Annotated in this window: 29 protein-coding genes; 18 read left to right on the plus strand and 11 right to left on the minus strand. The window is 65.7% G+C overall.

Going from position 1 to position 25,337, the window contains the following annotated elements:
• Positions 1–8: 8 nt before the first annotated feature.
• Genes LH19_RS07275 through tatC form a run of 3 tightly spaced genes read left to right on the plus strand, consistent with a single transcriptional unit; the run spans position 9 to position 1,476 of the window.
• The gene (locus LH19_RS07275; protein ID WP_054587556.1) at positions 9–239 is read left to right on the plus strand and encodes a twin-arginine translocase TatA/TatE family subunit; all 231 of its coding nucleotides are present in this window, start codon (positions 9–11) and stop codon (positions 237–239) included.
• 32 nt (positions 240–271) lie between these two features.
• Positions 272–670, plus strand: a complete 399-nt coding sequence (tatB, locus tag LH19_RS07280) for a Sec-independent protein translocase protein TatB (RefSeq protein WP_054726477.1) — start codon at positions 272–274, stop codon at positions 668–670.
• 50 nt (positions 671–720) lie between these two features.
• A complete protein-coding gene (gene tatC / locus LH19_RS07285; protein WP_054733151.1) occupies positions 721–1,476 on the plus strand; it encodes a twin-arginine translocase subunit TatC in 756 nt (251 codons plus the stop codon).
• A gap of 21 nt (positions 1,477–1,497) precedes the next feature.
• On the opposite strand, the gene LH19_RS07290 is transcribed toward tatC, so the two are convergent.
• Together LH19_RS07290 and mgtE are read right to left on the minus strand one after the other, a co-directional pair.
• Positions 1,498–1,593, minus strand: a complete 96-nt coding sequence (locus LH19_RS07290) for an entericidin A/B family lipoprotein (protein WP_407696738.1) — start codon at positions 1,591–1,593, stop codon at positions 1,498–1,500.
• A gap of 261 nt (positions 1,594–1,854) precedes the next feature.
• Positions 1,855–3,312: a magnesium transporter gene (gene mgtE / locus LH19_RS07295; protein ID WP_082395490.1), complete on the minus strand. Its 1,458-nt coding sequence runs from the start codon at positions 3,310–3,312 to the stop codon at positions 1,855–1,857.
• 179 nt (positions 3,313–3,491) lie between these two features.
• Between mgtE and LH19_RS07300 the strand changes: the two genes are divergently transcribed.
• A complete protein-coding gene (locus LH19_RS07300) occupies positions 3,492–3,941 on the plus strand; it encodes a peptidylprolyl isomerase (protein WP_054587559.1) in 450 nt (149 codons plus the stop codon).
• Positions 3,942–3,976: 35 nt separating this feature from the next.
• On the opposite strand, the gene LH19_RS07305 is transcribed toward LH19_RS07300, so the two are convergent.
• The gene (locus tag LH19_RS07305) at positions 3,977–5,101 is read right to left on the minus strand and encodes an NAD(P)H-dependent flavin oxidoreductase (protein WP_054726484.1); all 1,125 of its coding nucleotides are present in this window, start codon (positions 5,099–5,101) and stop codon (positions 3,977–3,979) included.
• Positions 5,102–5,198: 97 nt separating this feature from the next.
• On the opposite strand from LH19_RS07305, the gene nadC reads away from it, so the two are divergent.
• The 3 genes from nadC to LH19_RS07320 all read left to right on the plus strand — a co-directional run bounded on the left by nadC (position 5,199) and on the right by LH19_RS07320 (position 7,061).
• Positions 5,199–6,047 (plus strand): carboxylating nicotinate-nucleotide diphosphorylase, encoded by an 849-nt coding sequence (gene nadC, locus LH19_RS07310; protein WP_054726487.1) that lies wholly within the window; start codon positions 5,199–5,201, stop codon positions 6,045–6,047.
• Positions 6,034–6,753, plus strand: a complete 720-nt coding sequence (locus LH19_RS07315; protein ID WP_054726490.1) for a ribonuclease T2 family protein — start codon at positions 6,034–6,036, stop codon at positions 6,751–6,753. The genes nadC and LH19_RS07315 overlap by 14 nt, the downstream gene beginning before the upstream one ends.
• An 83-nt stretch (positions 6,754–6,836) precedes the next feature.
• Entirely contained in the window at positions 6,837–7,061 is a 225-nt protein-coding gene (locus LH19_RS07320; protein WP_054726494.1) for a hypothetical protein, read from the plus strand.
• A 9-nt stretch (positions 7,062–7,070) separates the two neighbouring features.
• Here LH19_RS07320 and LH19_RS07325 read toward each other — a convergent pair whose 3' ends face one another.
• Positions 7,071–8,342 carry an MFS transporter gene (locus tag LH19_RS07325; RefSeq protein WP_054726497.1) on the minus strand — a complete coding sequence of 424 codons (1,272 nt, stop codon included), beginning with the start codon at positions 8,340–8,342 and terminating at the stop codon, positions 7,071–7,073.
• 135 nt (positions 8,343–8,477) lie between these two features.
• Here LH19_RS07325 and pgsA point away from each other — a divergent pair, with 135 nt between their 5' ends.
• Genes pgsA through LH19_RS07340 form a run of 3 tightly spaced genes read left to right on the plus strand, consistent with a single transcriptional unit; the run spans position 8,478 to position 9,749 of the window.
• Positions 8,478–9,050 (plus strand): CDP-diacylglycerol--glycerol-3-phosphate 3-phosphatidyltransferase, encoded by a 573-nt coding sequence (gene pgsA, locus LH19_RS07330; RefSeq protein ID WP_054587565.1) that lies wholly within the window; start codon positions 8,478–8,480, stop codon positions 9,048–9,050.
• 4 nt (positions 9,051–9,054) lie between these two features.
• Positions 9,055–9,312, plus strand: coding sequence for a molybdopterin converting factor subunit 1 (gene moaD / locus LH19_RS07335; protein ID WP_054726500.1), 258 nt, complete (start codon positions 9,055–9,057; stop codon positions 9,310–9,312).
• Complete coding sequence (locus LH19_RS07340; RefSeq protein WP_054726502.1) at positions 9,309–9,749, plus strand: molybdenum cofactor biosynthesis protein MoaE; 441 nt, start codon at positions 9,309–9,311, stop codon at positions 9,747–9,749. Before moaD ends, LH19_RS07340 begins: the two co-directional genes overlap by 4 nt.
• On the opposite strand, the gene LH19_RS07345 is transcribed toward LH19_RS07340, so the two are convergent.
• Positions 9,750–10,655: a hydrogen peroxide-inducible genes activator gene (locus tag LH19_RS07345; RefSeq protein ID WP_054726505.1), complete on the minus strand. Its 906-nt coding sequence runs from the start codon at positions 10,653–10,655 to the stop codon at positions 9,750–9,752.
• Positions 10,656–10,791: 136 nt separating this feature from the next.
• Here LH19_RS07345 and LH19_RS07350 point away from each other — a divergent pair, with 136 nt between their 5' ends.
• Positions 10,792–11,259, plus strand: coding sequence for an EF-hand domain-containing protein (locus LH19_RS07350; RefSeq protein WP_201258448.1), 468 nt, complete (start codon positions 10,792–10,794; stop codon positions 11,257–11,259).
• 102 nt (positions 11,260–11,361) lie between these two features.
• Here the strand turns inward: LH19_RS07350 and trmFO are convergent, their stop codons facing one another.
• On the minus strand, positions 11,362–12,708 hold the full coding sequence (gene trmFO, locus LH19_RS07355; RefSeq protein ID WP_054726508.1) for a methylenetetrahydrofolate--tRNA-(uracil(54)-C(5))-methyltransferase (FADH(2)-oxidizing) TrmFO: 1,347 nt from the start codon (positions 12,706–12,708) through the stop codon (positions 11,362–11,364).
• 141 nt (positions 12,709–12,849) lie between these two features.
• Here trmFO and LH19_RS07360 point away from each other — a divergent pair, with 141 nt between their 5' ends.
• Positions 12,850–13,521: a lysoplasmalogenase family protein gene (locus LH19_RS07360; RefSeq protein ID WP_054726511.1), complete on the plus strand. Its 672-nt coding sequence runs from the start codon at positions 12,850–12,852 to the stop codon at positions 13,519–13,521.
• Here the strand turns inward: LH19_RS07360 and LH19_RS07365 are convergent, their stop codons facing one another.
• Together LH19_RS07365 and LH19_RS07370 are read right to left on the minus strand one after the other, a co-directional pair.
• On the minus strand, positions 13,522–13,983 hold the full coding sequence (locus LH19_RS07365; RefSeq protein ID WP_054726515.1) for a host attachment family protein: 462 nt from the start codon (positions 13,981–13,983) through the stop codon (positions 13,522–13,524).
• Positions 13,984–14,033: 50 nt separating this feature from the next.
• The gene (locus tag LH19_RS07370) at positions 14,034–14,876 is read right to left on the minus strand and encodes a TauD/TfdA dioxygenase family protein (RefSeq protein ID WP_054726518.1); all 843 of its coding nucleotides are present in this window, start codon (positions 14,874–14,876) and stop codon (positions 14,034–14,036) included.
• Positions 14,877–15,040: 164 nt separating this feature from the next.
• Here LH19_RS07370 and LH19_RS07375 point away from each other — a divergent pair, with 164 nt between their 5' ends.
• From LH19_RS07375 to LH19_RS07385, 3 genes are all read left to right on the plus strand, one after another.
• Complete coding sequence (locus LH19_RS07375) at positions 15,041–15,424, plus strand: glycine zipper 2TM domain-containing protein (RefSeq protein ID WP_054726522.1); 384 nt, start codon at positions 15,041–15,043, stop codon at positions 15,422–15,424.
• 146 nt (positions 15,425–15,570) lie between these two features.
• The gene (locus LH19_RS07380) at positions 15,571–16,131 is read left to right on the plus strand and encodes a peroxiredoxin (RefSeq protein ID WP_054733160.1); all 561 of its coding nucleotides are present in this window, start codon (positions 15,571–15,573) and stop codon (positions 16,129–16,131) included.
• A 53-nt stretch (positions 16,132–16,184) separates the two neighbouring features.
• The gene (locus LH19_RS07385) at positions 16,185–16,973 is read left to right on the plus strand and encodes a hypothetical protein (RefSeq protein ID WP_054726525.1); all 789 of its coding nucleotides are present in this window, start codon (positions 16,185–16,187) and stop codon (positions 16,971–16,973) included.
• A gap of 15 nt (positions 16,974–16,988) precedes the next feature.
• Here the strand turns inward: LH19_RS07385 and LH19_RS07390 are convergent, their stop codons facing one another.
• Positions 16,989–17,297: a DUF952 domain-containing protein gene (locus LH19_RS07390; protein WP_054726528.1), complete on the minus strand. Its 309-nt coding sequence runs from the start codon at positions 17,295–17,297 to the stop codon at positions 16,989–16,991.
• Complete coding sequence (gene gyrA / locus LH19_RS07395) at positions 17,294–20,008, minus strand: DNA gyrase subunit A (RefSeq protein WP_145923421.1); 2,715 nt, start codon at positions 20,006–20,008, stop codon at positions 17,294–17,296. Before gyrA ends, LH19_RS07390 begins: the two co-directional genes overlap by 4 nt.
• A 371-nt stretch (positions 20,009–20,379) precedes the next feature.
• On the opposite strand from gyrA, the gene LH19_RS07400 reads away from it, so the two are divergent.
• Genes LH19_RS07400 through LH19_RS07410 form a run of 3 tightly spaced genes read left to right on the plus strand, consistent with a single transcriptional unit; the run spans position 20,380 to position 23,963 of the window.
• On the plus strand, positions 20,380–21,591 hold the full coding sequence (locus tag LH19_RS07400; protein WP_054726534.1) for a hypothetical protein: 1,212 nt from the start codon (positions 20,380–20,382) through the stop codon (positions 21,589–21,591).
• Between the two features lie 60 nt (positions 21,592–21,651).
• On the plus strand, positions 21,652–22,593 hold the full coding sequence (locus LH19_RS07405; protein WP_054726538.1) for a hypothetical protein: 942 nt from the start codon (positions 21,652–21,654) through the stop codon (positions 22,591–22,593).
• Positions 22,590–23,963 (plus strand): sensor histidine kinase, encoded by a 1,374-nt coding sequence (locus tag LH19_RS07410; protein ID WP_054726541.1) that lies wholly within the window; start codon positions 22,590–22,592, stop codon positions 23,961–23,963. Before LH19_RS07405 ends, LH19_RS07410 begins: the two co-directional genes overlap by 4 nt.
• Positions 23,964–24,022: 59 nt before the next feature.
• Here the strand turns inward: LH19_RS07410 and LH19_RS07415 are convergent, their stop codons facing one another.
• The gene (locus LH19_RS07415; RefSeq protein ID WP_054726544.1) at positions 24,023–25,306 is read right to left on the minus strand and encodes a citrate synthase; all 1,284 of its coding nucleotides are present in this window, start codon (positions 25,304–25,306) and stop codon (positions 24,023–24,025) included.
• Positions 25,307–25,337: the final 31 nt, after the last annotated feature.

The following is a 25,337-nucleotide window of genomic DNA, read 5'->3' on the forward strand; positions in this document are numbered from 1 at the left end:
AATTTGAGATGGGTAGCTTCAGCATCTGGCACTGGCTGGTGGTCGGGATTCTCGTCCTGCTGCTGTTCGGCAAGGGCCGTTTTTCGGACATGATGGGCGATGTCGCCAAGGGCATCAAAAGCTTCAAGAAGGGCATGGCCGACGACGACGCGCCGGTGCCGCCGAAGCATATCGAGGGCCAGCGTGCGCCCGATACGACCCCGATGTCGACGCCGACCAACGAGCACGACAAGCTCTGATCGCCGTTCGCGCGCCGGGGGTATTTTAGACGATGTTCGATGTTGCGCCCACCGAGTTGCTGCTCGTCGTGGTGGTGGCCTTGGTCGTCATCGGTCCCAAGGACTTGCCCAAGGCGATGCGCTTTGTCGGCAAATGGATGGGCAAGGCGCGCGGCATGGCGCGCCATTTCCGGTCCGGGCTCGACACGATGATGCGCGAAGCCGAACTCGAAGAACTCGAAAAACAGTGGCGCGAGCAGAATGAGGCGATCATGCGCGAGTTTCCGCGCATCGACGTCAATACTCCCGAGCCGACAACCGCGACGACGAAGCCGGCACCTGCGGATGAAGCCGCGGGCGACGCCGATCAGACAGCTGCGGCGAAGAAGCCGGAAAGCGCCGAACCCGCGGAAACGCACGCGGTTCCGCCTAAGGACGGGCCGCTCCCGTGACCGTCGAGGCTCCCGTGACGGCCAGCGATGAGGATGGCGCCGGCGGCAAGATGCCGCTGCTCGACCATCTGATCGAACTGCGCTCGCGTCTGCTGAAGTCGCTGCTGGCGATCGGCGTCGCGTTCGGCGTCTGCCTTTATTTCGCCAAGCCGATCTTTGGCATTCTCGTCCAGCCGCTCGTCCGCGCCGGGCAGGGCAAGCTCATCTATACCCAGTTGTTCGAGGCCTTTTTCGTCGAGATCAAGGTGGCGCTGTTCGCGGCGATGATGATCGCCTTTCCGGTGATCGCGAACCAGCTCTGGAAATTCATCGCGCCGGGGCTTTACCGCCAGGAAAAAAAGGCGTTGCTCCCGTTCATCCTGGCGACGCCGGTGCTGTTCGCGATCGGCGCGAGCTTCGCCTATTTCATCACCGTCCCGATCGCGCTCAAATTCCTGCTCGGCTATCAGGGCAATGTCGGCGGGATCACGCAGGAAGCGCTGCCGTCGGTCGGCAATTATCTGAGCTTCATCATGCAGTTCATCATGGCGTTCGGCATCGCCTTCCTGCTGCCGATCCTGCTGATGCTGATCGAGCGGTCGGGGCTGGTGACGCGTGAGCAGCTCGTTTCGGCGCGGCGCTATATGATCGTTGCGGCCTTCGCGATCGCCGCGGTGTTCACGCCGCCCGATATTCTGAGCCAGCTTCTGCTCGCGGTGCCGCTGGTGTTCCTTTACGAACTGTCGCTGTTCGCGATCTGGTTCACCCAGCGTCGACGCAAAACAGGCGCCGAAGCGGCGCCTGTCGAACCTCTCGAAGAGGTTTAGGGTAAGCGGGTTAGAACCCGGTCAATGGATGGCATCGCTGCCGGCCTGACCGACCGACTCGATGTCGCGGCCAGCTCCCTTAACGGTATTGCAGCCAGCGACCAGAAAGCTTGCCATCAATGCCAGGATGATTGCGCGAAAACTCGTCATCGTTCCTCACCTTATTTTTGTTCCAGAGTGCAAAATGGCCCGGCGCGCTTCGAGGGGGGGGAGGGAATGCGAGCCGGGCCAATGTTGCTGAGCAGCGCTGCGGGGGGGCGATGATCGCTGCTCGAATGGGAAACGAGCAAATCGGCGAATAAGTTCCCGAAAAAAATACGGCCGATGCACTTTTTTTCGTGAATCTTTTGAATCGCTTGGATTCCAAAGGCTTGGATATCAGAGAGTGGTGAGCCCGCTGAGCACGGCAAGGCCGAGGAAGGCCAGAAAGCCCATCGAATCGGTGGTCATGGTGACGAAGATCGAACTCGCGACGGCGGGATCCTGATCGAGCCGGTCGAGGAGCAGCGGGATGGCGACGCCCGCGACCCCGGCGACGAAGATGTTCACGATCATCGCCGCCGCGATCACCCCGCCGAGCATCGGATTGCCGAACCACAGCCCGGTCGCGGTGCCCGCGATCAGCGCGATCGTGCCGCCGTTGAGCAGCGCGATCTTCATCTCGCGGAACACCGCGCGCCAGCTGTTCGAATCGGTGAGCTGGTTCATCGCCAGCGCGCGCACGGTCACCGCGAGCGTCTGGGTGCCGGCATTGCCGCCGACGCCCGCGACGATCGGCATCAGCGCCGCGAGCGCGACCATATGTTCGATCGCGCCGCCGAACAGCCCGACGATCGTCGAGGCGACGAGCGCGGTGCCGAGATTGGCGACCAGCCAGCGCACGCGCGCGCTGTAGGTTTCGCGGATCGGCTCGTTGATGTCGCCGTCGCCGGCGCCCGACAGGCGCAGGATATCCTCGCCGGCCTCTTCCTGGATGATGTGGACGATGTCGTCGACGGTGATCATGCCGACGAGACGGCCCGCCCGGTCGACGACTGCCGCCGAGATCAGCGCATATTTCTGGAAGCGCAGCGCTACCTCTTCCTGATCCATGTCGATCGGGATCAGCGTCTGTTCGCGCTTCATCACGTCGCTGATCGCGATGTCGCGTGGGGTGCGCAGGATCCAGCTGAGCTGGCAGGTGCCGACCGGCTTGTGCATCGGGTCGACGACGAAGATTTCCCAGAAATCGCTCGTCAGGTCGGTGTCTTCGCGCAGCCGGTCGATGACGTCGCCGACGGTGACATGTTCGGGCACCGCGACGAGGTCGCGCTGCATCAGGCGGCCGGCCGATTCCTCGGGGAAGGAGAGGGCGTCCTCGATCGCGGCGCGATCCTCGGGCTCCATCGCCTCGAGCACCGCCTGCTGCTCGTCGGCCTCCATATCCTCGATGATCGCGACCGCGTCGTCGGTATCGAGTTCGGACGCCAGTTCGGCCACTTGCTCCGGCGCGAGAAGATCGATCAGCTCTTCGCGCACATAATCGTTCATTTCCGCCAGCACGTCGGCGGACAGCATGTCGCCGAGCACCGCGGCGAGCATCGGGCGCTCGTCGGCGCGCGCGAGTTCGAACAGGTCGGCGATGTCGGCGGGATGCAGGCGGCCGATACGCTCGCGCGCCGCTTCGCCTTCGCCCGCTTCCGCAAGCTCGATGACGTCGCGGACGAATTCGGGCTTCAGCCGGTCGTCCTCGTCGAGTTCGGTTTCGGGTTCCCGCGCCGCGGAATCGCGGTCGAGTTCGCGATCATCGGTAACCAGTGTGTCATCGGGGGGCAGGGAATCTTCGCGTTTGTCCATCGCGCGGTCCTCCCTGTCTTGTGCCGGCAAAGCGCCCGGCGGGCCGTGCCTTCCCCTAGGCTCGCCGCCTCGATAACGCAATGTCGAGCGCGGCGGACCCGGCAATTAATGCGTGGCATTGCCGCTATCGCCCGCTATGGCACGGCCAACGTCAACTCCCCCTTCCACAGGAGCATTTCATGTCCGATCAGACCCTCACCCTGTCGCTGTCGACCGGCGATGTCGTCATCCGCCTGCGCCCCGACTTGGCGCCCAAGCATGTCGAGCGCATCACCCAGCTCGCCAGCGAAGGCTTTTACGACGATGTCGTCTTTCACCGCGTGATCCCCGGCTTCATGGCGCAGGGCGGCGATCCGACGGGCACCGGCATGGGCGGCAGCAAGCTTCCCGACCTGCCGCAGGAATTCAGCAGCGAACCGCATGTCCGCGGCGTCTGCTCGATGGCGCGAGCGCAGAACCCGAACAGCGCGAACAGCCAGTTCTTCATCTGCTTCGAGGACGCGCGCTTCCTCGACAACCAGTACACCGTCTGGGGCGAAGTGACCGAAGGCATGGAAAATGTCGACGCGCTGCCCAAGGGGGAACCGCCGCGCGAGCCCGGCAAGATCGTCAAGGCGACGGTTGGCTGAATGGAAATCCCCGCTTCGGCGGGGATTTTTTTTGGCTAGTCGCCGATGAAGCCGTTGAGCCGCTCGCAGGCGGCGATCCAGTCCTGCTTGAACTCCTGTACGACCTGCCCGGCGCCCATCGCCTCGTTCATCAGGCCCACGCCCTGACCGACCCAATAGGTGGCGAGTGCCTTGGCGCCTTCATGGCCGCCCTCGGACAATTTATCGACCTTGCGCAGCGCCGGCTCGCTGACCAGCGACTGGAGCGGCATCGGGAGCGGTTTGGGCGCGTCCTCTGCCTCCCAAGCGTCGGTCCACGGCGACCGAAGCTGGCGCGAGGGTTTGCCGGTGCGGCTCTTCGAGCGCACCGTGTCGCGCGACGAGGCGGCGAGCATCTTGTCCTTCACCACCGGATTGGTTTCCGCCTCGGCGGTGGTCAGCCACACCGATCCGGTCCAGGCGCCGTGCGCGCCCATCGCCATCGCCGCCGCCATCTGGCGCCCGGTGACGATGCCGCCGGCGGCGAGAATCGGCGTGTCGGCGCCGACCGCTGCGACGGCGGCCGCCACCTCGGGCACCAGCACCATCGTCGCGACCTCGCCGCAATGGCCGCCGGCCTCACCGCCCGCGACGACGAGGATATCGACGCCGGCGCGCACCTGCGTCAGCGCATGATCGCGTGTGCCGACGAGCGCCGCGACCGGGACATTGTGCCGTTTACCCAGTTCGAGCATCAGCGGCGGCGGTACGCCGAGCGCGTTGGCGATCAGCTTGATCGGATGGCGGAACGCGACTTCGAGCAATGCCGCGGCCCCGGCGTCGCTCATATTGTCGCCGAGGCTGGAGCTGACGCCGCCGAGGCTGTCGCCCTCGACACCGTGCTTTTCGAGGAGATCGGCGACGAAGGCCTTATGCGCGTCGGGAATCGGCGGCAGGGCGTCTTTTTCCTCGCCCTTTCCGGCGAAGCTGTTCGGAACGATCAGGTCGACGCCATAGGGACGCCCGCCGATATGGTCGTCGATCCACGCCAGTTCTTCCTCGAGCCGTTCGGGCGGCAGCGCGGCGGCGCCGAAGACGCCCATGCCGCCGGCCTTCGACACCGCGACGACGACGTCGCGGCAGTGCGAGAAGGCGAGCAGCGGAAACTCGATATCGAGCATCGTGCAGATGGGGGATTGCATAGGGACCTCTCCATATCTCTCTATTTGCACCCATGTCAGCGCCAGTTGACGTAAACGTCAAGTTGATTTGCGCGAGCCAGCGTTTAACGCGGGGCCCATGACCGATTTCACGCTCCCCGACTTCGACCTCGATGCTTTCGTCCGCGCGACTCTTGCCGAAGATCTGGGAGCGGGGGGCGACATCACCTCGATGGCGACGATCCCTTCCGATGCCCGTTTCGACGGCGTGATGGACAGCCGCGATGCGATCACCGTCGCCGGACTGCCGATCGCCGAGCGCTTCTTTCGCGCGCTTTCGCCCGACATGGATATCCGGATCCTTGTCGAAGAAGGGGCAGAGGTCCAATCGTGCACCGACCTTATCCGCCTGTCGGGCAACGCGCGGGCGATGCTGACCGCGGAGCGGTCGGCGCTCAATACAGTGCAGCATCTGTCGGGTATCGCGACGATGACGCGCGAATATGTCGACGCGATCGCCGGCACCGGGGCGACCCTGCTCGACACACGCAAGACGATTCCCGGGCTGCGTATCCTCGAAAAATATGCGACGCGCATGGGCGGGGCGACCAACCATCGCATGGGTCTGTGGGACGCCGCGATGATCAAGGATAATCATGTCGCGGTCGCGGGATCGGTCGAGGAGGCAGTACGCCGCGCGGTTGCGGCCGGGATCGGCAGCATCATCGTCGAGGTCGACCGGGTCGATCAGGTGGAACCGGCGCTTGGTGCGGGTGCGACGCACCTGCTGCTCGATAATATGGACCTTGCCGCGCTTCGCGAATCGGTGGCGCTTGTCGCTGACCGGGTGCCGACCGAGGCGTCGGGCGGGGTGCGGCTCGACACGATCCGCGCGATCGCCGAGACGGGCGTTACCTATGTCTCGGTCGGCCGCCTGACCCAATCAGCGCCTGCGGCCGACATCGGGCTCGATTTTGCGCTGGCCTGAGGTCGCTGCACTAGCGCTGCTTCTCGCGCCCACCGCCGCCAACGCGCAGGCATTGGCGTGCCGGATTCCCGATCGCATCCCGGTTCCGAGGCTGGAACAGCCCAAGCGCGGCGAGCCGGTGCGCAAGCCGCCGGTCGCCGGATATCTGCTGAGTATGAGCTGGTCGCCGCAGCATTGCGCGACCGTTCGTAACCCGAAGGATGCGCGCGACCGGTTCCAGTGCGCAGGCGAGAACGGCCGTTTCGGCTGGGTGCTTCACGGCCTGTGGCCCGAGGCGGCGAATCCGGGCTATCCCCAATGGTGCCGCCCGGCGAAGATCGTGCCACAGCCGGTGCTGCGCCGCCACCTGTGCATGACGCCGTCGGCGCAGCTGCTCCAGCATGAATGGGCCAAGCACGGTACCTGCATGAGCCCGCATCCTGCCGCCTATTTCCGCTCGGCCGAAATATTGTTCGGCGCGGTGCGCTTTCCCGACATGGCGGCACTCGCGGCGAAACCGCAGACCGCGGGGACCATCCGCCGTGCCTTTGCGGCGGCCAACAAGGGGGTTTCCGAATCGATGATCGCGGTGGCGGTCGACGAAAAGGGCTGGCTCAAGGAAGTGCGGCTGTGCCTCGGCCCGCGGATGCGGCCGCAGCGGTGCAAAGGCTCCCAGACCGGCGCCCGCGACCAGCGCGCGGTGCGGGTGCGGCCACTGCCGCGCTGAAATCCTGTCCCGCGATGGAACGCCGCGCGCGTTAACCCTTTTTTAACCTTACCCAATCGTTAACGCTGTCCTAGCGTGCCGGCATGGACAGCGACGATCGCATCGATATTCGGGGTCTCGTTCGTGCGCACGGCGCGCGGCAGCTCGCCATCGCCCGCTTGGGTGCGCCCGATGACTGGAAGGGCGAACTGCACCGGACCCTGGCGGTCCAGCGTGCGCCGCAAGCGATCTGGACGCGCAGCGACCTGCGCCTGTTCGTCGAAAGTTTCGCGATCTTCTTTACCGCGACGATGATCTTCCTGCTCTGACGCAGGCGCTCAGTCGCAGGCCTTGTGGAGCTTCCACGCCAGCCACGCCGAGACGAGGCACATCGCCGCGACCATCAACAACGTATCGCCGATCGTCAGCCCCGCGCCGATCAGGACGCTGAGCAGCAACGTCGCCGCGACCATGAAGCCCGAATTGACGATGTTGTTTGCGGCGACGGTGCGGGCTGTCTGCGATTTCGACACCGTGGTGGTAAGAAAGGCGTAGAGCGGTACGACGAACATCCCGCCGGCGATCGCGATACCGAGCAGGTCGAGGATGATGCGGTCGCCCGCAGTCAGTGACAGGAACTCGCGCCAGTTCATCAGCGTGCCGTCGGCGTGGACCCAATGGGTAACCGACCACCAGAGGTCGAGCACGAACAGCGCCATGACGATCACCGAGCCGGGCGAATAGCGCGCCGAGACATGCCCCTTGAGCAGCCGGTTGACGATGATCGACCCGATCGCGACTCCGACCGAGAAGATCGCGGTGAACAGCGTCGCGGCGGTGTTGTCGCCGCCGAGCGCATTCTTGACCAGCGGCGGGAATTGCGCGGCGAGGATGGCGCCGATCGCCCAGAAGAAGCTGATCGACACGATGGCGAGGAACAGCCGCGGAATGTGCATCGTCGAATTGACGATCTGCCATGACGAACGAAAGACATTATGGTCAATGACCAGCCCCTCGGCTTCCTTTTCGGGCGGGGCGGCGGGGACGTAGCTGGCGGTCAGGCGGCCGACGATGGCGACGATGATGATGCCGGGAATGGCGAAATGCGGCGGCGTCAGCCCGCCGACGATGCTGCCGCCGAGGATCGCGATATAGGTTCCCGCCTCGACCCAGCCGGTGCCCGCGAGCACTTCATCCTCGTGCAGATGCTGCGGCAGGATCGCATATTTGATCGGGCCGAAGAAGGTCGAGTGCATCCCCATTGCGAAGAGCGCGAGCAGCATGACGGGCACGATATGGAACCAGATGCCGATGCCGCCGACGATCATGATGAAGATTTCGGCCGTTTTGATCAGGCGGATCATCTTCGTCTTGTCGGTGCTGTCGGCAAGCTGGCCCGCGAGCGCCGAAAAGAGGAAGAAGGGCAGGATGAACAGCCCGCCCGCCAGCGCGTTGAACCAGGCCTCGGTCTCCGGGTCCTTGTAGATGGTGAAGGTGACGAGGATCACCATCGCCATCTTGTAGAAATTGTCGTTGAAGGCGTTGAGGAATTGGGTGGCAAAGAGGGGCAGGAACCGGCGTTGCTTCATCAGCGCGAAGGAACCGGTCATTGAAAACCCAATCTTGTAAACCAACTATCCGATACCATTTCGCCCATCAGGCAAAGCGGTTGTGACCCCGGGGGCTTATCGGGTAGGGCAGTCGGGGTCAAAGCCCATTTTGGAACAGACACGCCAGCGGGGATCATGCTCAGCCTTCCCAATCTTCTGACCCTGTCGCGGATCCTGGCGGTTCCCATCCTGCTCTTCCTGCTGTGGCCGGGCGTGATCGAAGGATCGCACCAGCCGAAGCCGATCGACTATGCCTTCGCTTTCGGCCTCTACTGCCTGATGGGCGTGACCGATTATTTTGACGGCTATGTTGCACGCTCGCGTGGCATCGTATCGCGGCTGGGGGCTTTCCTCGATCCGATCGCCGACAAGATCATGATCGCGGCGGTCATCCTGCTCCTCGTCTTCACGCGCGACATTGCGGGCTATCATGTCATCGCCGCACTGATGATCCTGCTGCGCGAGATCATCGTGTCGGGGCTGCGCGAGTTTCTCGCGACGCTGCAGGTCTCGATGCCGGTGACCCAGCTTGCGAAATGGAAGACGACCTTCCAGCTCATTGCTTTCGGCGCGCTGATCCTCGCAGGCGCCTTGCCCGCGATGGCGTGGATCAAGCTGGTCGGGCTCGCCTCGCTGTGGGGCGCCGCGGTGCTGACGCTGATCACCGGCTGGGACTATCTGCGCGTCGGCCTCAAGCATATGGACTGACCCGATGACGCTGACGGTGAGCTATTTCGCCTGGGTGCGCGAGCGGATGGGGGTTGCCGAGGAAGAGATCGTGCTGCCCGCGGGAGCCGCGACGGTCGGTGATCTCGTCGGCTGGCTCGCGGCGCGCGACGAACGCGGTGCTCGCGCCTTTGCCGAACCCGGACGGATTCGCGCCGCGCTCGGCGGCGCGATGGTCGGTGCGACCGCGCCCCTCGGCGATGCGCGCGAGATCGCGCTGTTTCCGCCGGTGACGGGCGGATGATCCGCGTCGAAGTCGGCGCCGCAGCGATCGATGTCGCCGCCGAACTCGCGGTGCACGACGGTGGCGGGCATGGTGCGAGCGCGAGCTTTATCGGCCGGGTGCGCGGCGACGACGGATTGACCGAACTTTTCCTCGAACATCATCCGGTGCTCACTGCGACGGGGCTCGATGAGCTTGCGACCGAAGCCGCGGCGCGCTGGAAACTGGGCGCGCTCACCCTGATCCACCGGGTCGGCGCGATGGCACCGGGCGATACGATCGTCCTTGTCCTCGCCAGCAGCCCGCATCGCGGCGAGTCGCTGGCGGCGTGCGAATTTCTGATCGACCGTCTGAAGACCGACGTAATGTTGTGGAAGCGCGAAAGTTTTGCCGACGGCCGCGTGCAATGGGTCGAGCAGCGCGAGGGCGATCATGCGCGCGCGGAGCGGTGGGACTGATCAGTTCGCCTTATGCTTGCGAAATATGTCGGCGAGCATGCGGAATTCGTCGGCGCGCGGGCTGCCCTTGCGCCACACCAGCGCGATCGTCCGCCAGTCGTGGTCGGAAGCGAGCGGGCGGGTATCGATGTCGGTATGGTCGAGGATGCCGGCCTCGATCGCCATCTGCGGCAGCATCGTGATGCCGAGCCCGTTATCGACCATCTGCACCAGCGTGTGGAGCGACGTCCCCATCATCCGGGCGCCGGCGCGCAGTTCGGGGCGGTTGCACGCGGCGAGCGCATGATCCTTCAGGCAGTGCCCGTCCTCGAGCATCAGCATTTGCGCGGGGTCGATCTGGTCGGCGCTGACCATCGCGGGCAGGTCCTCGCTCTGGTCGCCGGGGAAGGCGACGAACAGCGCGTCGTCGAACAGATTTTCCGCCTCGACGTCGCCGCACGCATAGGGAAGCGCGAGCAGCACGCAGTCGACCGCACCATGGTGTAGCGATTCGCAGGCCTGCGCGCTCGGCTCCTCGCGCAGGAACAGCTTGAGCGACGGACGCTCCTTGCGCAGTCGCGGCAACAAGCCCGGAAGCAGGAAGGGCGCGATCGTCGGGATGACGCTCATCCGGAGTTCGCCGACGAGCGGCGCGGCGGCCGCGGCGGCCATATCGGCGAGCTCTTCGGCTTCGCGCAGCACGCGGTGCGCCTTGTCGACGATCGCGTTGCCGAGCATCGTGAAGCGGACGACGCGGCGCGTACGTTCGACGAGCGTCTGGCCGAGCAGCGTTTCGAGCTCGCGAATGCCCGCCGACAGCGTCGATTGCGTCACGTTGCACGCATCCGCCGCACGGCCGAAATGCCCGTGTTCGTGCAACGCGACGAGATATTGCATCTGCTTGAGCGAGGGCAGGTAGTTTTGCATTGATCGAATATAGCTATGGATGGCCTGATCTTGAACAGCTTTATCGATTAAAAATTCGCGGCCAAAATGGCGGCGTTTATTGCGACTGTCTGCCGCGACATGATAATCAGCCCGATCGATGGGCGCGGAGGGGCGGATGGCGATTTCCCGATTTCTGATCGGCGGCTTGGCGAGTGCCTTGTTGCTCACCGGCGGGCTGTTCATGTGGAAGGGCTATAGCCAGATTGCCGATGAAGAGGTGCTGCCCGAACCGCCGCCGGCGCTGCCCGCGATCCCGGTCGCGGGGGCCAACGCGCCGAAGCGTGGTCCCGCGCCGCCGGCGTTGCCCGCCGCGAAAGAGGCGTCGCGCGAGGAGCGCCGCTTCAACCGTTACGACCGCGACCGCAACGACCGGGTCAGCCGGGTCGAGATGATGTCAACGCGTACCGCGGCGTTTCGCAAGCTCGACAAGGACGGCAACAATTTGCTGACCTTCGAGGAATGGGCCGCGGCGACAGGCGAGCGCTTCGCCAGGGCCGACGGCGACCGGTCGGGCGACCTGACGCGGGTGGAGTTTGCGACGACGGCGCCCAAAGCGGCGGCGAAGCCCAAATGTAGCTGCTGATCGCCTATAATCGTCGCCCCCGCGCAGGCGGGGGCCGCCGTCGGTTTACGCAGCGGTGCAGAATAAGGCCTCCAGCGGCCCCCGCCTGCGCGGGGGCGACGATTATGCCGCTACCCCCTCTGCAGCCTTCATCCACTCTGCCAACGCCGTCCCCGCGCGCTGTGTGTAGCCGAGTTTGCGGTCCTTCTTACGGACATCCTCGGCGAGCGGCGGAAACAGGCCGAAATTGACGTTCATCGGCTGGTAGCTCGCGGCATCGGCGCCGCCGGTGATATGACCGAGCAGCGCGCCGAGCGCGGTTTCGGGCGGCGGCGGGGGCAGGGTGCGGCCGCCGAGTTCGGCGGCGGCGAAGCGCGCGGCGACAAGGCCGATCGCGGCGCTTTCGACATAGCCCTCGCAGCCGGTGATCTGCCCGGCAAAGCGGATATGCGGCGCCGATTTCAGGCGAAGCTGCTGGTCGAGCAGTTCGGGCGAGCGGATGAAGCTGTTGCGGTGGAGGCCGCCGAGGCGCGCGAATTCGGCCTTTTCGAGGCCGGGGATGGTGCGGAACAGTTCGACCTGCGCCGCATGTTTCAGCTTGGTCTGGAAACCGACCATATTCCACAGCGTGCCGAGCGCATTATCCTGCCGGAGCTGGACGACCGCATAGGGCCAGCGCCCGGTGCGCGGATTGTCGAGCCCGACGCCCTTCATCGGGCCGAAGCGCAGCGTTTCGGGGCCGCGCTCGGCCATCACTTCGATCGGCATGCAGCCTTCAAAGTAAGGCGTGTCCTTTTCCCAGTCCTTGAACTCGGTCTTGTCGCCGTCGACCAGGCCCTGGACGAAGGCGTGATACTGCTCCTTGTCCATCGGGCAGTTGATATAATCCTTGCCGTCGCCGATCGGCCCGACCTTGTCCCAGCGGCTCGCCATCCACGCGATATCCATGTCGATGCTGTCGCGGTAGACGATGGGCGCGATGGCGTCGAAAAAGGCCAGCGCATCCTTGCCGGTGGCTTCGCCGATGCTGGAGGCGAGGCCCGCGGCGGTAAGCGGGCCGGTGGCGACGATCGTCATGCCTTCCGACGGCAGCGTGTCGATGCGTTCGCGGACGATGGTGATGTTCGGGTGATTTGCGAGCGCATTGGTAACGCCGCCCGAGAAGAGGTCGCGGTCGACCGCGAGCGCCGAGCCGGCGGGAACTTTCGTGGCGTCGGCCTCGCGCATGATGATCGAACCGAGCGTGCGCATCTCGCGGTGAAGCAGGCCGACGGCATTGCTGTCGCCGTCGTCGCTGCGGAAACTGTTCGAGCACACCATCTCGGCGAGCGTGTCGCCCTGATGCGCCGGGGTCATGTCGCCGCCCCCGCGCATTTCGGAGAGGCGCACGCGATAGCCTGCCTCGGCGAGCTGCCAGGCGGCTTCGGAGCCCGCGAGGCCGCCGCCGATGATATGAATGTCGTGCGCCATTTACCGTGTCCGTTGACTTGCAAGAAATTCGCCGCGCACGCTTGTTTGACTTGCACGGCGTTCGCCGCGCGCGCCTATTTGACTTGCGCGATGTTCGCCGCGCACTAGGCCGGTTAGGAACAAGATGCAAAGGGGCGGACGATGAACGGCGAAATGGCTTGGGACCGGGCGCGCTGGCTGTGGCTGCTCGCGCTCGTGGGCGGGATCAGCTTTTTCGTCGCGGTCTTTTTACGGCTCGACGGTCCGGCGATCTGGGTGTGGAAGACCACAGGGGTGGCGTTCCTCTCCGCCTGGGCGGCCGCCAATGCACGAAACCGCGACGGCTGGATGATCGCCGCGGCGCTCGGTTTCGGCGCGCTGGGCGACTTTCTGCTCGACGCGGTCGGGATGATGCCGGGCGCGGCGGCTTTCGCTGTTGGCCATCTGATCGCCATCACCTTGTATCTTGGCAATCGGCGCACTCCTATGACCGGGTCGCAAAAGCTGCTGGCCACAACCGTGGTGCCGCTGGCGCTGGTCATCGCCTGGGGGCTTGCGAAAAATGCCGAGGCCGGCCTCATGGGCGCCGCGGTCGGCTATACCGCGATCGTCGCGGCGATGGCTGCAACCGCATGGGCCAGTCGCTTTCCGCGCTATCGCACCGGCATCGGCGCGATGCTCTTTCTCGCCAGCGATCTGTTCATCTTTGCCGGGGAGGGCGGGGCGCTCTCGAAAGACATTACGCTATGGCTCGTCTGGCCGCTCTATTTCGCGGGGCAGGCGCTGATCGCATGGGGCGTCGTCAGCACGCTGGCCCAGGAAGCGCGGGCCTGATCAGGAGGGCGGCGCGGCTTCGCCGACGAGCAGAGCTTCGATATCGGGGATCGGCCGGTCGGTCATTTCCTTGACATGCTCGCCCGCGAGGCGCGCGGTTACTTCCTTGTGCCACAGCGGGCGAAGCTCGCCCATCGTGCGCGCCGGGGCGATCACGACCAGATCGTCGAACTCGCCGGCGAGTGCCATCGCATTCACCTTGTCAGCAAGCTCGCGCGCGAAACGGTCTTCTTCCTGCTGGTGGAAATCGGTCTCGCCCATCGTGCCGCCGGGCAGACCGGTACCTGCCGGAGCGGGCGACTGGCCTGCGGCGTCGGTCTTGATGTCGCTATCCTTGCGGTCCTCGCGGGTCCGGTGCGACGCGGTGCGCAGGTCGATCCGCTGCTCATCGCCGTCATTGCGCAGAAACAGCGCCTTTCGGCCGTCGGCGACGAGGACGAGGGTGTTATTGGGGAGGGTCATGATCGTGCTCCTTCTATCGGAGCAACGCGCGGGTTCGCTGCGAAGTTTCCCTACCCGTCCCAAGCCGCGATCGTCGTGCGGTGGAGGAGGCGGTCGTGGCCGTCATAACCGCCGGTCGCGCGGTGGAGGACCGACCGATTGTCCCACATGATGAGCATATCGGGTTCCCATATGTGGCTGTAGCGAAATTCCTCGCGCCCCTGCCACTGGATCAGTTCATAGAGCAGGGGCAGGGCTTGGCTGTCGTCGAGCCCGTCGAAGCCGATGATATAGCCCGCGCAGCCGAACAGCCCCTTGCGGCCCGTTTCGGGATGCGCGCGGACGAAGGGATGGAGCTGCGTTTCGAGCGCTTCGTCGTCGGAGCGGATATCCATGCTGCGGCCTGTGTCCTTGGCGCCGTACATGCCCTGCGGCGCATAGCCGGCGCGGGCGCTGTGAATGGCTTGCAATCCTTCGACGCGGGCGCGGAGGTCGGCGGGCATCGCGTCGAGCGCCGCGTGCTGATTGGCAAATTCGGTATTGCCGCCAACCGGCGGAATGGTGATCCCGAACAGGCAGGTGCCAGCGGGCGGTCGCGCCTGAAAGCTCCAGTCGCTGTGCCAGTTTTCGGCGAACAGCGGTGCGGTCTCGTCGGCCTTGCGCTTTACCGCGATGATATGCGCCCGGCCCGGGATCGGGCGGATGAAGGGATCGTCGCCGAAACCGCCGAAATAGCCGGTAAAGCGTTCGAGATCGTCGTCGCTTATCTTCTGGTCGGGAAACGCCAGGACATGGTGATCGAGCCATGCCGTCCGGATCGCGGCGACTGTTTCGGGGGCGAGTGGCCGGGTGAGGTCGACGCCGGTCACACGGGCACCGCATGCCTGGCCGCTGGGGGTGATGCTGATCGTCATGGCGCGATGCTGCGCCGCTTGGGACGCGACGTCAATCGGCGCGACGGAATGCCCCGAAAGCTGGTCGAGCCGATGCGTCCGGCGTCGGCGGGCATGATCAATTCAGCCACGCGCCATCTTTGCCGACCTAATTTGATCGACGGGGACCAACACGGAGAAGACACATGTTCCTGTTCAAGAGACTGGCGTTGACGGCGCTGATCGGTGCCAGTGCGCTCGCCGCGCTGCCCGCCGAAGCCGACGCGCGCGACCGCCACCATAGGCACAGCTATTACAGCGACCGCGGCAACGATCGTTATCGCGATTACCGCCGCGACTATCGGCGTGATTACCGCCGCGATTACCGGCGCAGCCACTATCGCGACCGCCGCTACTATAACTGCCGCCGCGGCAGCGGCACGACCGGCCTGATCGTCGGCGGCGCCGCTGGCGCCTTGCTCGGCCGCGAGGTCGACCGTTACGGCGACCGCCTGCCGGGCACGATCATCGGCGGGGCCGCCGGCGCGCTGATCGGCCGCGAGATCGATCGCGGCGGCCGCCGCTGCTGACCGGCTTTGATGCGGGACTGGCGTCAGACCCTGCGATCGCGCAGGGGCTGACGTCGGTCCCCGCATATTTTTGTGCCGCACCGGCCAATATAGCGGTAGGGATGGTCGCGGCGGAAGATAGTCCGCCGCAGCGGTGGAGGCCGGAGATGAAGTTCCCGATGAAGGTTGCAATGGCGTTCGGTCTTGGCCTGTCGCTTGCGGCCGTCGCGCCAACGAGCATCGCCGCGCTTCAGCAGGGCGCCAAGGCGCCCGATTTCACCCTGACCGCCGCGCAGGGCGGCAAGGAGTTCAGCCTGTCGCTCAAGCAGACGCTGCGTGGCGGGCCGGTCGTGCTCTATTTCTTTCCGGCCGCCTTTACACCCGGCTGTACGGTGGAAGCACATCTTTTCGCCGAATCGAACAGCCGTTTCAACCAGCTTGGCGCCCGCGTCATCGGCGTGACCGCCGGCAATATCGACCGCGTGGCAGAGTTTTCGCGCTCGGAATGTCGCGACAAATTTGCCGTCGCCGCTGACCCCGGCGCCAAGGTGGCGGCGAAATATGACGCGACGATGCAGCGCCCCGACGGCACGATGCTGTCGAACCGGACATCCTATGTGATTGCCCCGAACGGGACGATACTGCTCAGCTACACTGACAACAAGCCGCAAGCGCATGTCGAAAAGACGATGGCCGCGGTGCGGGCGTGGAACGCGAAGCGGCGCTAACTCACCCGGCGAGCGGCGCGAAGGCGCGTCGACCGGCGTTTCATTGATAAAGATTGCTTCAGCTGAGCCCTGTTCCAGCCCTTTACGATGCCGAACCGCTCAACATCGGGGCGGGACGCCGCGTGCTTGCCATCGGTCTGTCGGTGCTCATTCCAGCGCTTTTGCTGCTCATGCTGCTGACCTTTGGCGTTCTGCGGGAGCCCGATCGAAAAGAAGTGCCAATCAGCGTGGTGAACCTCGAGGCCAGCGAGGTTTCGGAGCAAAGCAGCGAGCCCGCCAGCCAGCCGCAGGAACAGAGCGAAAAGCCCGCATCGTCGCCGCAGCCCGCACCCGCGGCCGCGCCGTCCACGCCTCTGCCGCCCCCGCCCGTCGCCGCACCCGAGCCGCCGCCGGCGGCGCCCGCACCAGCCCAGCCGCAGCCACCCCAGACGAAGTCCACGATCGGCGTCCGTATGCGAGACGGGCCGGTCGGCCCGCCCAACACGGGCGGCTCGTCCGCCTACCGCGATAGCGAACGGGTGGGAACAGCGCCCAACGGTGAGGCTCTCTATGCCGCGGCCTGGTATCGCGAACCGAGCGATGGCGAGTTGCGCGGCTATCTGTCGACGGCCAGCGGGCCGGGCTGGGGGCTGATCGCGTGCCGGACGGCGCCCGATTACCGCGTCGAAGATTGCGTCGGTCTCGACGAATATCCGAACGGATCGCAGATAACGCGCGCGGTGCTCGCCGCGGCGTGGCAGTTCCGGGTCCGGCCGCCGCGCGTCGGCGGGCAATCGATGGTGGGTGCTTGGGTGCGGATCCGCATCGACTATGGCGTCGGACGGCGATCGGGCGGCGGCTGAAAAAGAACGCGGCGCTCAGTCGCGCTTTTGCAGGCTCACCACGGCGTGGATCGGCAACTCCGCATAGATGTGCGGGAACAGCTCGCCGCCTCGCGCTTCTTCCCAGCGGACCACGTCGCCGAGTTGGATCAAATCCACCTCGGCGATCATCAGGCAGCTTTGCCCCGCGAAATGCTTCGCGATGGTGGCTTCGAGCTGCTCCGCGGTCGACAGGTGGATATAGCCGTCGGCGATATCCACCGGGGCGCCGCGGAACACGCGCTCGCGTTCGAAATCGGCCCATTGTTGCTGGGTCAGCACCTTGAAGGCCGTTGCGGCGGTCATTGGGGCGACGCTTCCGCTGCAGGTGCTTCGGCTGCAGTTTCGGCCGCTTCGCCTTCGTCCTCGTCGCCTTCCTCGATCAGCGCCGCCGAGACGACATGTTCGTCCTTGGTGACATCGAACAGGCGCACGCCGGCACTGCCACGGCCGATGACGCGCATCGAATCGAGCCCCATGCGGATCAGCTTCGCCTGATCGGTCACCAGCATCAGTTGATGTTCCTTGGTGGCGGGGAAACTGGCGACGACCGGGCCGTTGCGGCCGATATTGTCGATGTTGGTGATCCCCTGACCGCCGCGGCCGGTGCGGCGATATTCATAGGCCGACGACAATTTGCCATAGCCGTTGGCGCAGACGGTAAGGATGAACTCCTCGCGCGCGGCGAGTTCTGCCATGCGGTCGGCGGGCAGCGTCGGCTCGTTCTCATTATCCTTCCACGGCGCGGCGCGCAGATAGGCTTCACGTTCGTCGCTCGTCGTGCCGACCTTGTGGAGGATCGAGAGCGAGATCACCTCGTCGCCGTCGGCGAGGCGCATGCCGCGCACACCGGTCGAATTGCGGCTCTGGAACTCGCGGACATCGTCGCCGGCGAAGCGGATCGCCTTGCCCTGCCGCGTCGCGAGCAGGACATCGTCGCTTTCGTCGAGCAAGGCGACGCCGATCAGCCGGTCGTCCTCGTCCTCGCCTTCGAACTTCATCGCAATCTTGCCGTTCGAGGGTACGTTGGTGAAGGCGTCCATGCTGTTACGACGCACATTGCCCTTTGCGGTTGCAAACATGACGTGCAGCTTGCCCCATTCGGCCTCGTCCTCGGGCAGCGGCAGCACGGTCGAGATGGTTTCGCCCTGCGCGAGCGGCAGCAGGTTGATCATCGGACGGCCGCGCGTCGCAGGGCCGCCTTCGGGCAGGCGCCACACCTTCATGCGGTAGACCTTGCCCGCGGTCGAGAAGAACAGCACCGGCGTGTGCGTCGAAGTGACGAACAGATTGGTAACGACATCCTCGTCCTTCGTCGCCATGCCTGCGCGGCCCTTGCCGCCGCGGCGCTGGGCGCGGAAGGTTTCGAGCGGGGTGCGCTTGATATAGCCGTCGAGGGTGACGGTCACGACCATCTCCTCGCGCTCGATCAGATCCTCGTCGTCGATGCCGTCGGCAGCGGGAGCGACGAGCGTCTTGCGCGGCGTCGCGAATTCGTCGCGCACCGCGACCAGCTCTTCGCGCATCACGCCATAGAGCTTCACACGGTCGGCCAGGATCGAAAGCAGTTCCTCAATCTCGGTCGCCAACTCACCGAGTTCCTTGCCGATTTCATCGCGTCCAAGCGCGGTCAGGCGATGGAGGCGGAGATCGAGGATCGCCTTCACCTGCACTTCCGACAGGCGATAGGTCGCGCTTTCCTCCATCTCGCCCTCGATCGCCTCGACGAGGCGGATGTAGGGCGCGATTTCACCGATCGGCCATTCGCGCGCGAGCAGCGCTTCGCGGGCAGCGGCGGGGCTGTTCGATCCACGAATGATGCGGACGACTTCGTCGAGATTGCTGACCGCGACAACAAGGCCGAGCAAGATATGCGCGCGGTCGCGCGCTTTCGCGAGTTCGAACTTGCAGCGGCGGGTGATCACTTCCTCGCGGAAAGTGATGAAGGCGGAAAGAATATCCTTCAGCCCGAGCATTTCGGGGCGGCCGCCGCGGATCGCGAGCATGTTGGCCGGGAAGCTCGACTGCGCCGGCGTGTGGCGCCAGAGTTGGTTAAGCACGACCTCGGCGGTCGCGTCGCGCTTCAGTTCGATGACGACCCGGACGCCTTCGCGGTTCGATTCGTCGCGGATGTCGGCGACGCCCTCGATGCGCTTGTCGCGCGCCGCCTCGGCGATCTTCTCGACCAGTCCCGACTTGCCGACCTGGAAGGGAATTGACGTCAGAACAATCGACTGGCGGTCGTTCCTGCCTTCTTCGATCACATGCGTCGCCCGCATCATGATCGAACCGCGGCCGGTGGCATAGGCGTTGCGCGCGCCGCCTTGGCCGAGCATCATCGCGCCGGTCGGGAAGTCGGGACCGGGGACGATCGCCATCAACTCCTCGAGCGTGATGTCGGCGCCGCCGGCAAGCTGGCGGTCGATCATCGCAAGCGTCGCGTCGATCACTTCGCCGAGGTTGTGCGGCGGGATGTTGGTCGCCATGCCGACCGCGATGCCGCCCGCGCCGTTGACGAGCAGGTTGGGGAAGCGCGCCGGGAGCACCGTCGGCTCGTCGCGGCTCGCGTCATAGTTGGGCTGGAAGTCGACGGTGTCCTTGTCGAGATCGTTCAGCAGCACCATCGCGGTCTTGGCAAGGCGCGCTTCCGTGTATCGCATCGACGCCGGCGGATCGGGGTCCATCGAGCCGAAATTGCCCTGACCGTCGATCAGCGGCACGCGCAGCGACCAGTCCTGCGTCATGCGTGCGAGCGCGTCGTAGATCGCGCTGTCGCCATGCGGGTGGTAATTACCCATCACGTCGCCGACGATCTTGGCCGATTTCTTGTACGGACGGCCGGGGACGAAGCCGCCTTCCTGCGCCGCGTAGAGGATGCGGCGGTGCACGGGTTTCAGGCCGTCGCGCACGTCGGGCAGCGCGCGGCTGACGATCACGCTCATCGCGTAATCGAGGTACGAGGTCTTCATTTCGTCGACGATATTGATCGGCGACACGCCGTCGTCGGACGGTTGCATAGGCGTATTTTCTTCGGTCAAGACCCGGCCTTTTTTCTGCTTATCGGGAGATGCTTTTTGCCTAGCCCATGGGGGTGTGAAAGGCCAGCGATTCGGGCGATTCCGGACAGATTTTTTGTCCTCTGCGCTTCGCATGCGCGGGGTCCGAAAACGCCATGTTTTCTGCGCGTTGGATTGACGTCATGGCGTCCATTACATCCGTCATCCCGGCGGAGGCCGCGATCTCGACCCCGGCTCCCTGCGCACCGGCGGGATCCCGGCCTCTGCCGGGATGACGAGGGGACGAAAGAACGGCCGCTGCGGGCTTGCCAATCGCGCCTCCGCCCCTAAAGCTGCCGCGCGATGATCTATTGCCTGCCTGGGGGGCGCCGGTGACCCTGATCGCGCTCGTCGGCGCCGGTGAAATGCTGCCCGACGGCGGATTACGCGCGCTCGTCACCGTTGCGGGTGAGACGTTGATCGAGCGGCAGGCGGCGCGCCTCGCCGATGTCGGGGTCACGCATATCGCCGTCGCGGTCGGCGCGGTGCCGGCCGAATTGCTCGCAACCTGCGATCGCATCCGCCGCCGCGGGATGAAGGTCACGCCGGTGCGTGCGGCCGCCGACCTGATGGCGCTCGTCGAGGATGACGACCGGATCATCCTCGTCGCCGACGGTTTGGGCGCCGGCGGTACCCATTATGCGGCGATTGCGCGCCCCGGCTCGCCCGCGATCCTCGTGACCGGCGATACGGTGCTGACGCAGGGGTTCGAGCGGATCGATGCGACGCGGCGCTGGGGCGGGCTGGCCTGCATCTCGCCGCCGATGGTCGCCGAACTGGCGAGCATGCCCGGCGAATGGGACATGATGCTCACCCTGCTGCGCCTTGCCGTGCAGGCGGGCGCGCGGCGGCTCTATTGCGAGCCGGCGCTGTTCGAACAGGGCGAGATCGCGATCGTCGTCGACCGGCCGACCGCAGCGTTGATCGAACAGTCGAGCCTGCAGCAGGTCGAATATGGCGGCATGGGGCTGGGGCGCTCGGCGGTCATGATGCCGCTGATCCGGCTCGCGGGGCCCTTGCTCGTCAAATCGCCGACGACGGCGCGATACCTCCCTTATGTCACGGCGCTGCTCTGGGTCATCGTCGCGCTGCTCGCGGCGAGCGGCCTTGCCGCCGCCGGAGCGCTCGTCGCGATCCTCGGCGGGTTCGGGCTTACCGCGATGCGTTTTCTGTCGGCGTTCCGCGCCGAAAGCGCGGCGCAGGACCGGGTGCGCGAGGTGATCCGGACCTTTGCCTGGCTCCTCCTCGCGATCTTTCCGTGGCTGCTTTCGCTCGCCGGCCCCGCGCACAGGATGCCGCTGTTTTCGGAGGCGGCGCTGGCACCCTGCCTTGCCGCCGCAATCCTGCTGGCGCGCTGGCTTTACGAGGATTCGGGCGAGCGACGGCGCTTTCACTGGCTGCTCCCCGATGCCGATCAGGCGTGGATCATGCTCGCGCCGGCGCTGCTCTTCGGCTTTGCGCCCCTGATGTTCGCAATCCTTCCGTTGCTGGCGCTGCTCCAGATATTGCTGTGGGTGCGCCTCGCACGACGCCCGGATGCTTGAAAAACAATGTGGTTCAAGGTTTAGAGCGCATTAACGCCAAACTGTTATTGGCGGGCGCGCATGGTTGATTCATTCTCCTCGCCCGGCATCGACCTGCCGTCGCCGACCTTGTCGGCGCGCCTGCACGAACTTGCACAATATCTCGCGGCGCCGGCGATGGGCCGCCTGACCGAAGAACAACGCGCGCTGTCGCTCGGTGTTGCGCGCCGGATGGTGGCCGACGCCGCCGCCCGGCTCGACACGGGGATCGATCAGGGCGCGCTGTGGCAGGACTGGCTGTGCAGCGGATTGCCCGGCGCGGATCGCTTTGCCGTCGCGTGTTTCGCGCGGGCGGAGGAGCATCGCTGGCGCGAACAGGCGGCGCGGCGTGCAGGGTCGCCGCCGATGGCGGACGATGAAAGCGAAGGCGCCGACGGCGCGACCGAGCTGCCGGTTGCCGGCGCACTGCTGTCCGATGTCGAAGGGGCCTTTCTGGCCTTGCAGATCGCCGACCGGCGCCGTTTCGACGCGCTGGGAAATCCCGGCATTGCGGTCGCCGATCTCGACGCCGGCCTCTTTCGTGCGCTGCTCCTCGATATCGCGGCCTGGCGGCTCGTACAGACGGGCAAGACCGACAGCCTCGCCGAGAGGCTGGGCGAAGCGGTACGCGCCGCGCTTGCGCGACAGGCCGACGAAGCCGGGATCGATCAGGCCGCACGCACTTATCACGACATTCTCGCGGCCGACGCCGCGCGTCTGCCCGAAGCCGTGACGATCGCGCTTGCGCGCCACGACTGGTCGACGGTCATCGCACTTGCGGCGGCCGCGCATCGCCGCCCCTATGGCGACATGGCGCTGGCGCTGCTCGCGGCGGAGGCGGCGGCCCTCCCGTCGTTATTGGCCCCGCTGCGCGTCGATCGCGCCGCGCTGGCGCCGCTCGAGGCATCGCTGTCGATGCTGGCCGATCGCGCGGTGGCCGGCGGCGTCGCCGAGGACCATTATCCGCCGGAGCGGGGCGCATGAGCGCGCGGGTCGTCCGCGGCCGGATCGATCGCTCGGGCGCGCTGGTCAGTGCCGACGGTCCGCTCCTGCGATTGCAGCAACGCGCCGGCGCCGGTCTCGACAAACCGCTGGCGCTGCCGCACCTCGCGCGGCTGGTCGCGCTCGCGCAGCGCCTGCAGCGCGATATCAGCCGCCCGCTCTATGCCGCGGACGATCATAGCGACGTCCACGCGCTCGTTCGCATCATGCCCGATGCCGATGGCGCCAGCCTCGAGATCAGCGACTGGCGGACGCGTCCGGTATCGCAGCCGCAGGCTCCGGCGATCGCCGACACCGCGCTCGCGCCGCAGGGCTGGGCGTGGGAATGCGACCAGCAACTGCGGATGATCGCGCTGCGTGCCGGCATCCAGGCGCCGCCCGTCCCTGCCGGGTGGGAAGGATGCTCGCTGTCCGAGCTGTTCGAACTCCAGCCCGACGATGACGGCCATTTTCCCGTCCTGCGCGCCCTCGCGCGGCAATCGCGTTTCGATGCCCAGCGCGTCCGGGCCGATGGCCCCGCCTCGCGGATCGCGATGACGTTGGCGGGCGATGCGCTGTTCGATGCGACGGGGCGGTTTACGGGATTTCGCGGCGTCGCGCAGCTCGCCGAGGCGACGGCCGAAGTGCCGCAAACGGCGACGCTGGTGGACCCGGCGTTCGGATCGCTGCCCTTGTCCGACCCGCAATTCGGACGCCGTATCGATGGCGCGTTGCGCGGGCCGCTCAGCCGGATCATCGCGACCGCAGAGACGATATCGGGCCAGTTCGACGGCCCGATCCGCGCCGATTATGCGCGTTACGCGGGCGATATCGCGCATGCCGGGCGCCATTTGCTCGGTCTGGTCGACGATCTTGCGGATCTCCAGAATATCGAGCGGCCGGGTTTCAAGGCCGCCGCCGATGAAATCGACCTTGGCGACCTCGCCCGGCGCGCGGTCGGCCTGCTTGGCATGAAGGCCGAGGAAAAGAGCATCCGCATCGACGCACCGCGCGTCGATGACAAGATGCCGGCGACGGGTGAGTTTCGCCGCGTCCTGCAGGTGCTTTTGAACCTGCTCGGCAACGCGATCCGCTATTCGCCCGATCATTCGCAGATATGGATTCGCGTCGACCGCGAGGGCGACCGGGCGATGGTGACCGTGGCGGATCAGGGGCAGGGCATCGACGCCGACCAGCAGGCGGTGGTGTTCGAGAAGTTCGAGCGGCTGGGGCGAACTGACAGCGGGGGCTCGGGGCTCGGCCTCTACATCGCGCGCCGCCTCGCGCGGGCGATGGACGGCGAACTCACGGTCGACAGCGCGCCGGGGCAGGGTGCGCGCTTCACCCTGAGCCTGCCGGCGCGCGACGCCTGAATCGAAACGGCGGCACAGTTTCCTGCACCGCCGCTCCTGAAACTTAGCCGGGTCGGCGCTTAGCGCTTGTCGACCGGCACATAGGCGCGCTGCGTCGGGCCGGTGTAGAGCTGGCGCGGGCGGCCGATCTTCTGCGCGGGGTCCGAGATCATTTCGTTCCACTGGGCGACCCAGCCGACGGTGCGGGCGAGGGCGAAGAGCGCGGTGAACATGGTCGTCGGGAAGCCGATCGCCGACAGGATCACGCCCGAATAGAAATCGACGTTCGGGAACAGCTTCTTTTCGACGAAATAGCTGTCGTTGAGCGCCATTTCCTCGAGCTGCAGCGCGACTTCGAAGACAGGGTCGTTGACCTTCAAGGCGTCGAACACTTCGCGCACCGTCTTCTGCATCACCGTCGCGCGCGGGTCGTAGTTCTTGTAGACGCGGTGGCCGAAGCCCATCAGGCGGAACGGATCGTCCTTGTCCTTGGCGCGCGCGATATATTCGGGGATGCGCTCGGGACGGCCGATTTCGCGCAGCATGTTGAGCGCCGCTTCGTTCGCGCCGCCGTGCGCCGGGCCCCAGAGGCAGGCGATGCCGGCGGCGATGCATGCGAACGGATTGGCGCCCGACGAACCCGCGAGGCGGACGGTCGAGGTCGACGCATTCTGTTCATGGTCGGCGTGGAGAATGAAAATGCGGTCGAGCGCGCGTTCGACGGCGGGCACGACCTCATATTCTTCCGCCGGGACGCCGAAGGTCATGCGCAGGAAGTTGCCGGTGTAGCTGAGCTTGTTGTCGGGATAAACGAAGGGCTGACCGACCGAATATTTATACGCCATCGCCGCGATCGTCGGCATCTTGGCGATCAGCCGGTGGCTGGCGATCATGCGCTGGTGCGGATCGTGGATTTCGGTCGAGTCGTGATAAAAGGCCGACAGCGCGCCGACGACACCGCACATCACCGCCATCGGGTGCGCGTCGCGGCGGAAACCGCGATAGAAGGTCGAGAGCTGCTCGTGCAGCATCGTGTGGCGGGTGATCGTATTATCGAAATTCGTCAGTTCATCGGCGTTCGGCAATTCGCCGTTCAGCAGCAGGTAGCAGACTTCCATGAAGCTCGAATGTTCGGCGAGTTCGCCGATCGGATAGCCGCGGTGGAGGAGCACGCCTTCGTCGCCGTCGATATAGGTGATCTGCGATTCGCAGCTCGCGGTCGATGTGAAGCCCGGGTCGTAGGTGAAGGCACCGGTCTGGGCGTAGAATTTGCGGATATCGACGACGTCGGGGCCGACGGTGCCGGACAGGACAGGGCTGTCGACGATCTTGTCGCCCAGCGTGATTTTTGCAGTGTCGGTCATATAAATTTCCCTGTTCTGTCGGCGGGAGTAG

It is taken from the genome of Sphingopyxis macrogoltabida (assembly GCF_001314325.1).
GTDB lineage: Bacteria > Pseudomonadota > Alphaproteobacteria > Sphingomonadales > Sphingomonadaceae > Sphingopyxis > Sphingopyxis macrogoltabida.

What these genes read in the sequence shown, in the direction of transcription:
- LH19_RS07370 (WP_054726518.1), bottom strand. Translation starts at nt 14,876, where the DNA reads ATGACGATCAGCATCACCCCCAGCGGCCAGGCATGCGGTGCCCGTGTG.
- LH19_RS07405 (WP_054726538.1), top strand. Translation starts at nt 21,652, where the DNA reads ATGGTTGATTCATTCTCCTCGCCCGGCATCGACCTGCCGTCGCCGACC.
- LH19_RS07365 (WP_054726515.1), bottom strand. Translation starts at nt 13,983, where the DNA reads ATGACCCTCCCCAATAACACCCTCGTCCTCGTCGCCGACGGCCGAAAG.
- LH19_RS07305 (WP_054726484.1), bottom strand. Translation starts at nt 5,101, where the DNA reads ATGCAATCCCCCATCTGCACGATGCTCGATATCGAGTTTCCGCTGCTC.
- nadC (WP_054726487.1), top strand. Translation starts at nt 5,199, where the DNA reads ATGACCGATTTCACGCTCCCCGACTTCGACCTCGATGCTTTCGTCCGC.
- LH19_RS07360 (WP_054726511.1), top strand. Translation starts at nt 12,850, where the DNA reads ATGAACGGCGAAATGGCTTGGGACCGGGCGCGCTGGCTGTGGCTGCTC.
- LH19_RS07410 (WP_054726541.1), top strand. Translation starts at nt 22,590, where the DNA reads ATGAGCGCGCGGGTCGTCCGCGGCCGGATCGATCGCTCGGGCGCGCTG.
- LH19_RS07380 (WP_054733160.1), top strand. Translation starts at nt 15,571, where the DNA reads ATGAAGTTCCCGATGAAGGTTGCAATGGCGTTCGGTCTTGGCCTGTCG.
- trmFO (WP_054726508.1), bottom strand. Translation starts at nt 12,708, where the DNA reads ATGGCGCACGACATTCATATCATCGGCGGCGGCCTCGCGGGCTCCGAA.
- moaD (WP_054726500.1), top strand. Translation starts at nt 9,055, where the DNA reads ATGACGCTGACGGTGAGCTATTTCGCCTGGGTGCGCGAGCGGATGGGG.
- LH19_RS07390 (WP_054726528.1), bottom strand. Translation starts at nt 17,297, where the DNA reads ATGACCGCCGCAACGGCCTTCAAGGTGCTGACCCAGCAACAATGGGCC.
- mgtE (WP_082395490.1), bottom strand. Translation starts at nt 3,312, where the DNA reads ATGGACAAACGCGAAGATTCCCTGCCCCCCGATGACACACTGGTTACC.
- tatC (WP_054733151.1), top strand. Translation starts at nt 721, where the DNA reads ATGCCGCTGCTCGACCATCTGATCGAACTGCGCTCGCGTCTGCTGAAG.
- gyrA (WP_145923421.1), bottom strand. Translation starts at nt 20,008, where the DNA reads ATGCAACCGTCCGACGACGGCGTGTCGCCGATCAATATCGTCGACGAA.
- tatB (WP_054726477.1), top strand. Translation starts at nt 272, where the DNA reads ATGTTCGATGTTGCGCCCACCGAGTTGCTGCTCGTCGTGGTGGTGGCC.
- LH19_RS07340 (WP_054726502.1), top strand. Translation starts at nt 9,309, where the DNA reads ATGATCCGCGTCGAAGTCGGCGCCGCAGCGATCGATGTCGCCGCCGAA.
- LH19_RS07290 (WP_407696738.1), bottom strand. Translation starts at nt 1,593, where the DNA reads ATGGCAAGCTTTCTGGTCGCTGGCTGCAATACCGTTAAGGGAGCTGGC.
- LH19_RS07415 (WP_054726544.1), bottom strand. Translation starts at nt 25,306, where the DNA reads ATGACCGACACTGCAAAAATCACGCTGGGCGACAAGATCGTCGACAGC.
- pgsA (WP_054587565.1), top strand. Translation starts at nt 8,478, where the DNA reads ATGCTCAGCCTTCCCAATCTTCTGACCCTGTCGCGGATCCTGGCGGTT.
- LH19_RS07300 (WP_054587559.1), top strand. Translation starts at nt 3,492, where the DNA reads ATGTCCGATCAGACCCTCACCCTGTCGCTGTCGACCGGCGATGTCGTC.
- LH19_RS07320 (WP_054726494.1), top strand. Translation starts at nt 6,837, where the DNA reads ATGGACAGCGACGATCGCATCGATATTCGGGGTCTCGTTCGTGCGCAC.
- LH19_RS07345 (WP_054726505.1), bottom strand. Translation starts at nt 10,655, where the DNA reads ATGCAAAACTACCTGCCCTCGCTCAAGCAGATGCAATATCTCGTCGCG.
- LH19_RS07275 (WP_054587556.1), top strand. Translation starts at nt 9, where the DNA reads ATGGGTAGCTTCAGCATCTGGCACTGGCTGGTGGTCGGGATTCTCGTC.
- LH19_RS07325 (WP_054726497.1), bottom strand. Translation starts at nt 8,342, where the DNA reads ATGACCGGTTCCTTCGCGCTGATGAAGCAACGCCGGTTCCTGCCCCTC.
- LH19_RS07350 (WP_201258448.1), top strand. Translation starts at nt 10,792, where the DNA reads ATGGCGATTTCCCGATTTCTGATCGGCGGCTTGGCGAGTGCCTTGTTG.
- LH19_RS07375 (WP_054726522.1), top strand. Translation starts at nt 15,041, where the DNA reads ATGTTCCTGTTCAAGAGACTGGCGTTGACGGCGCTGATCGGTGCCAGT.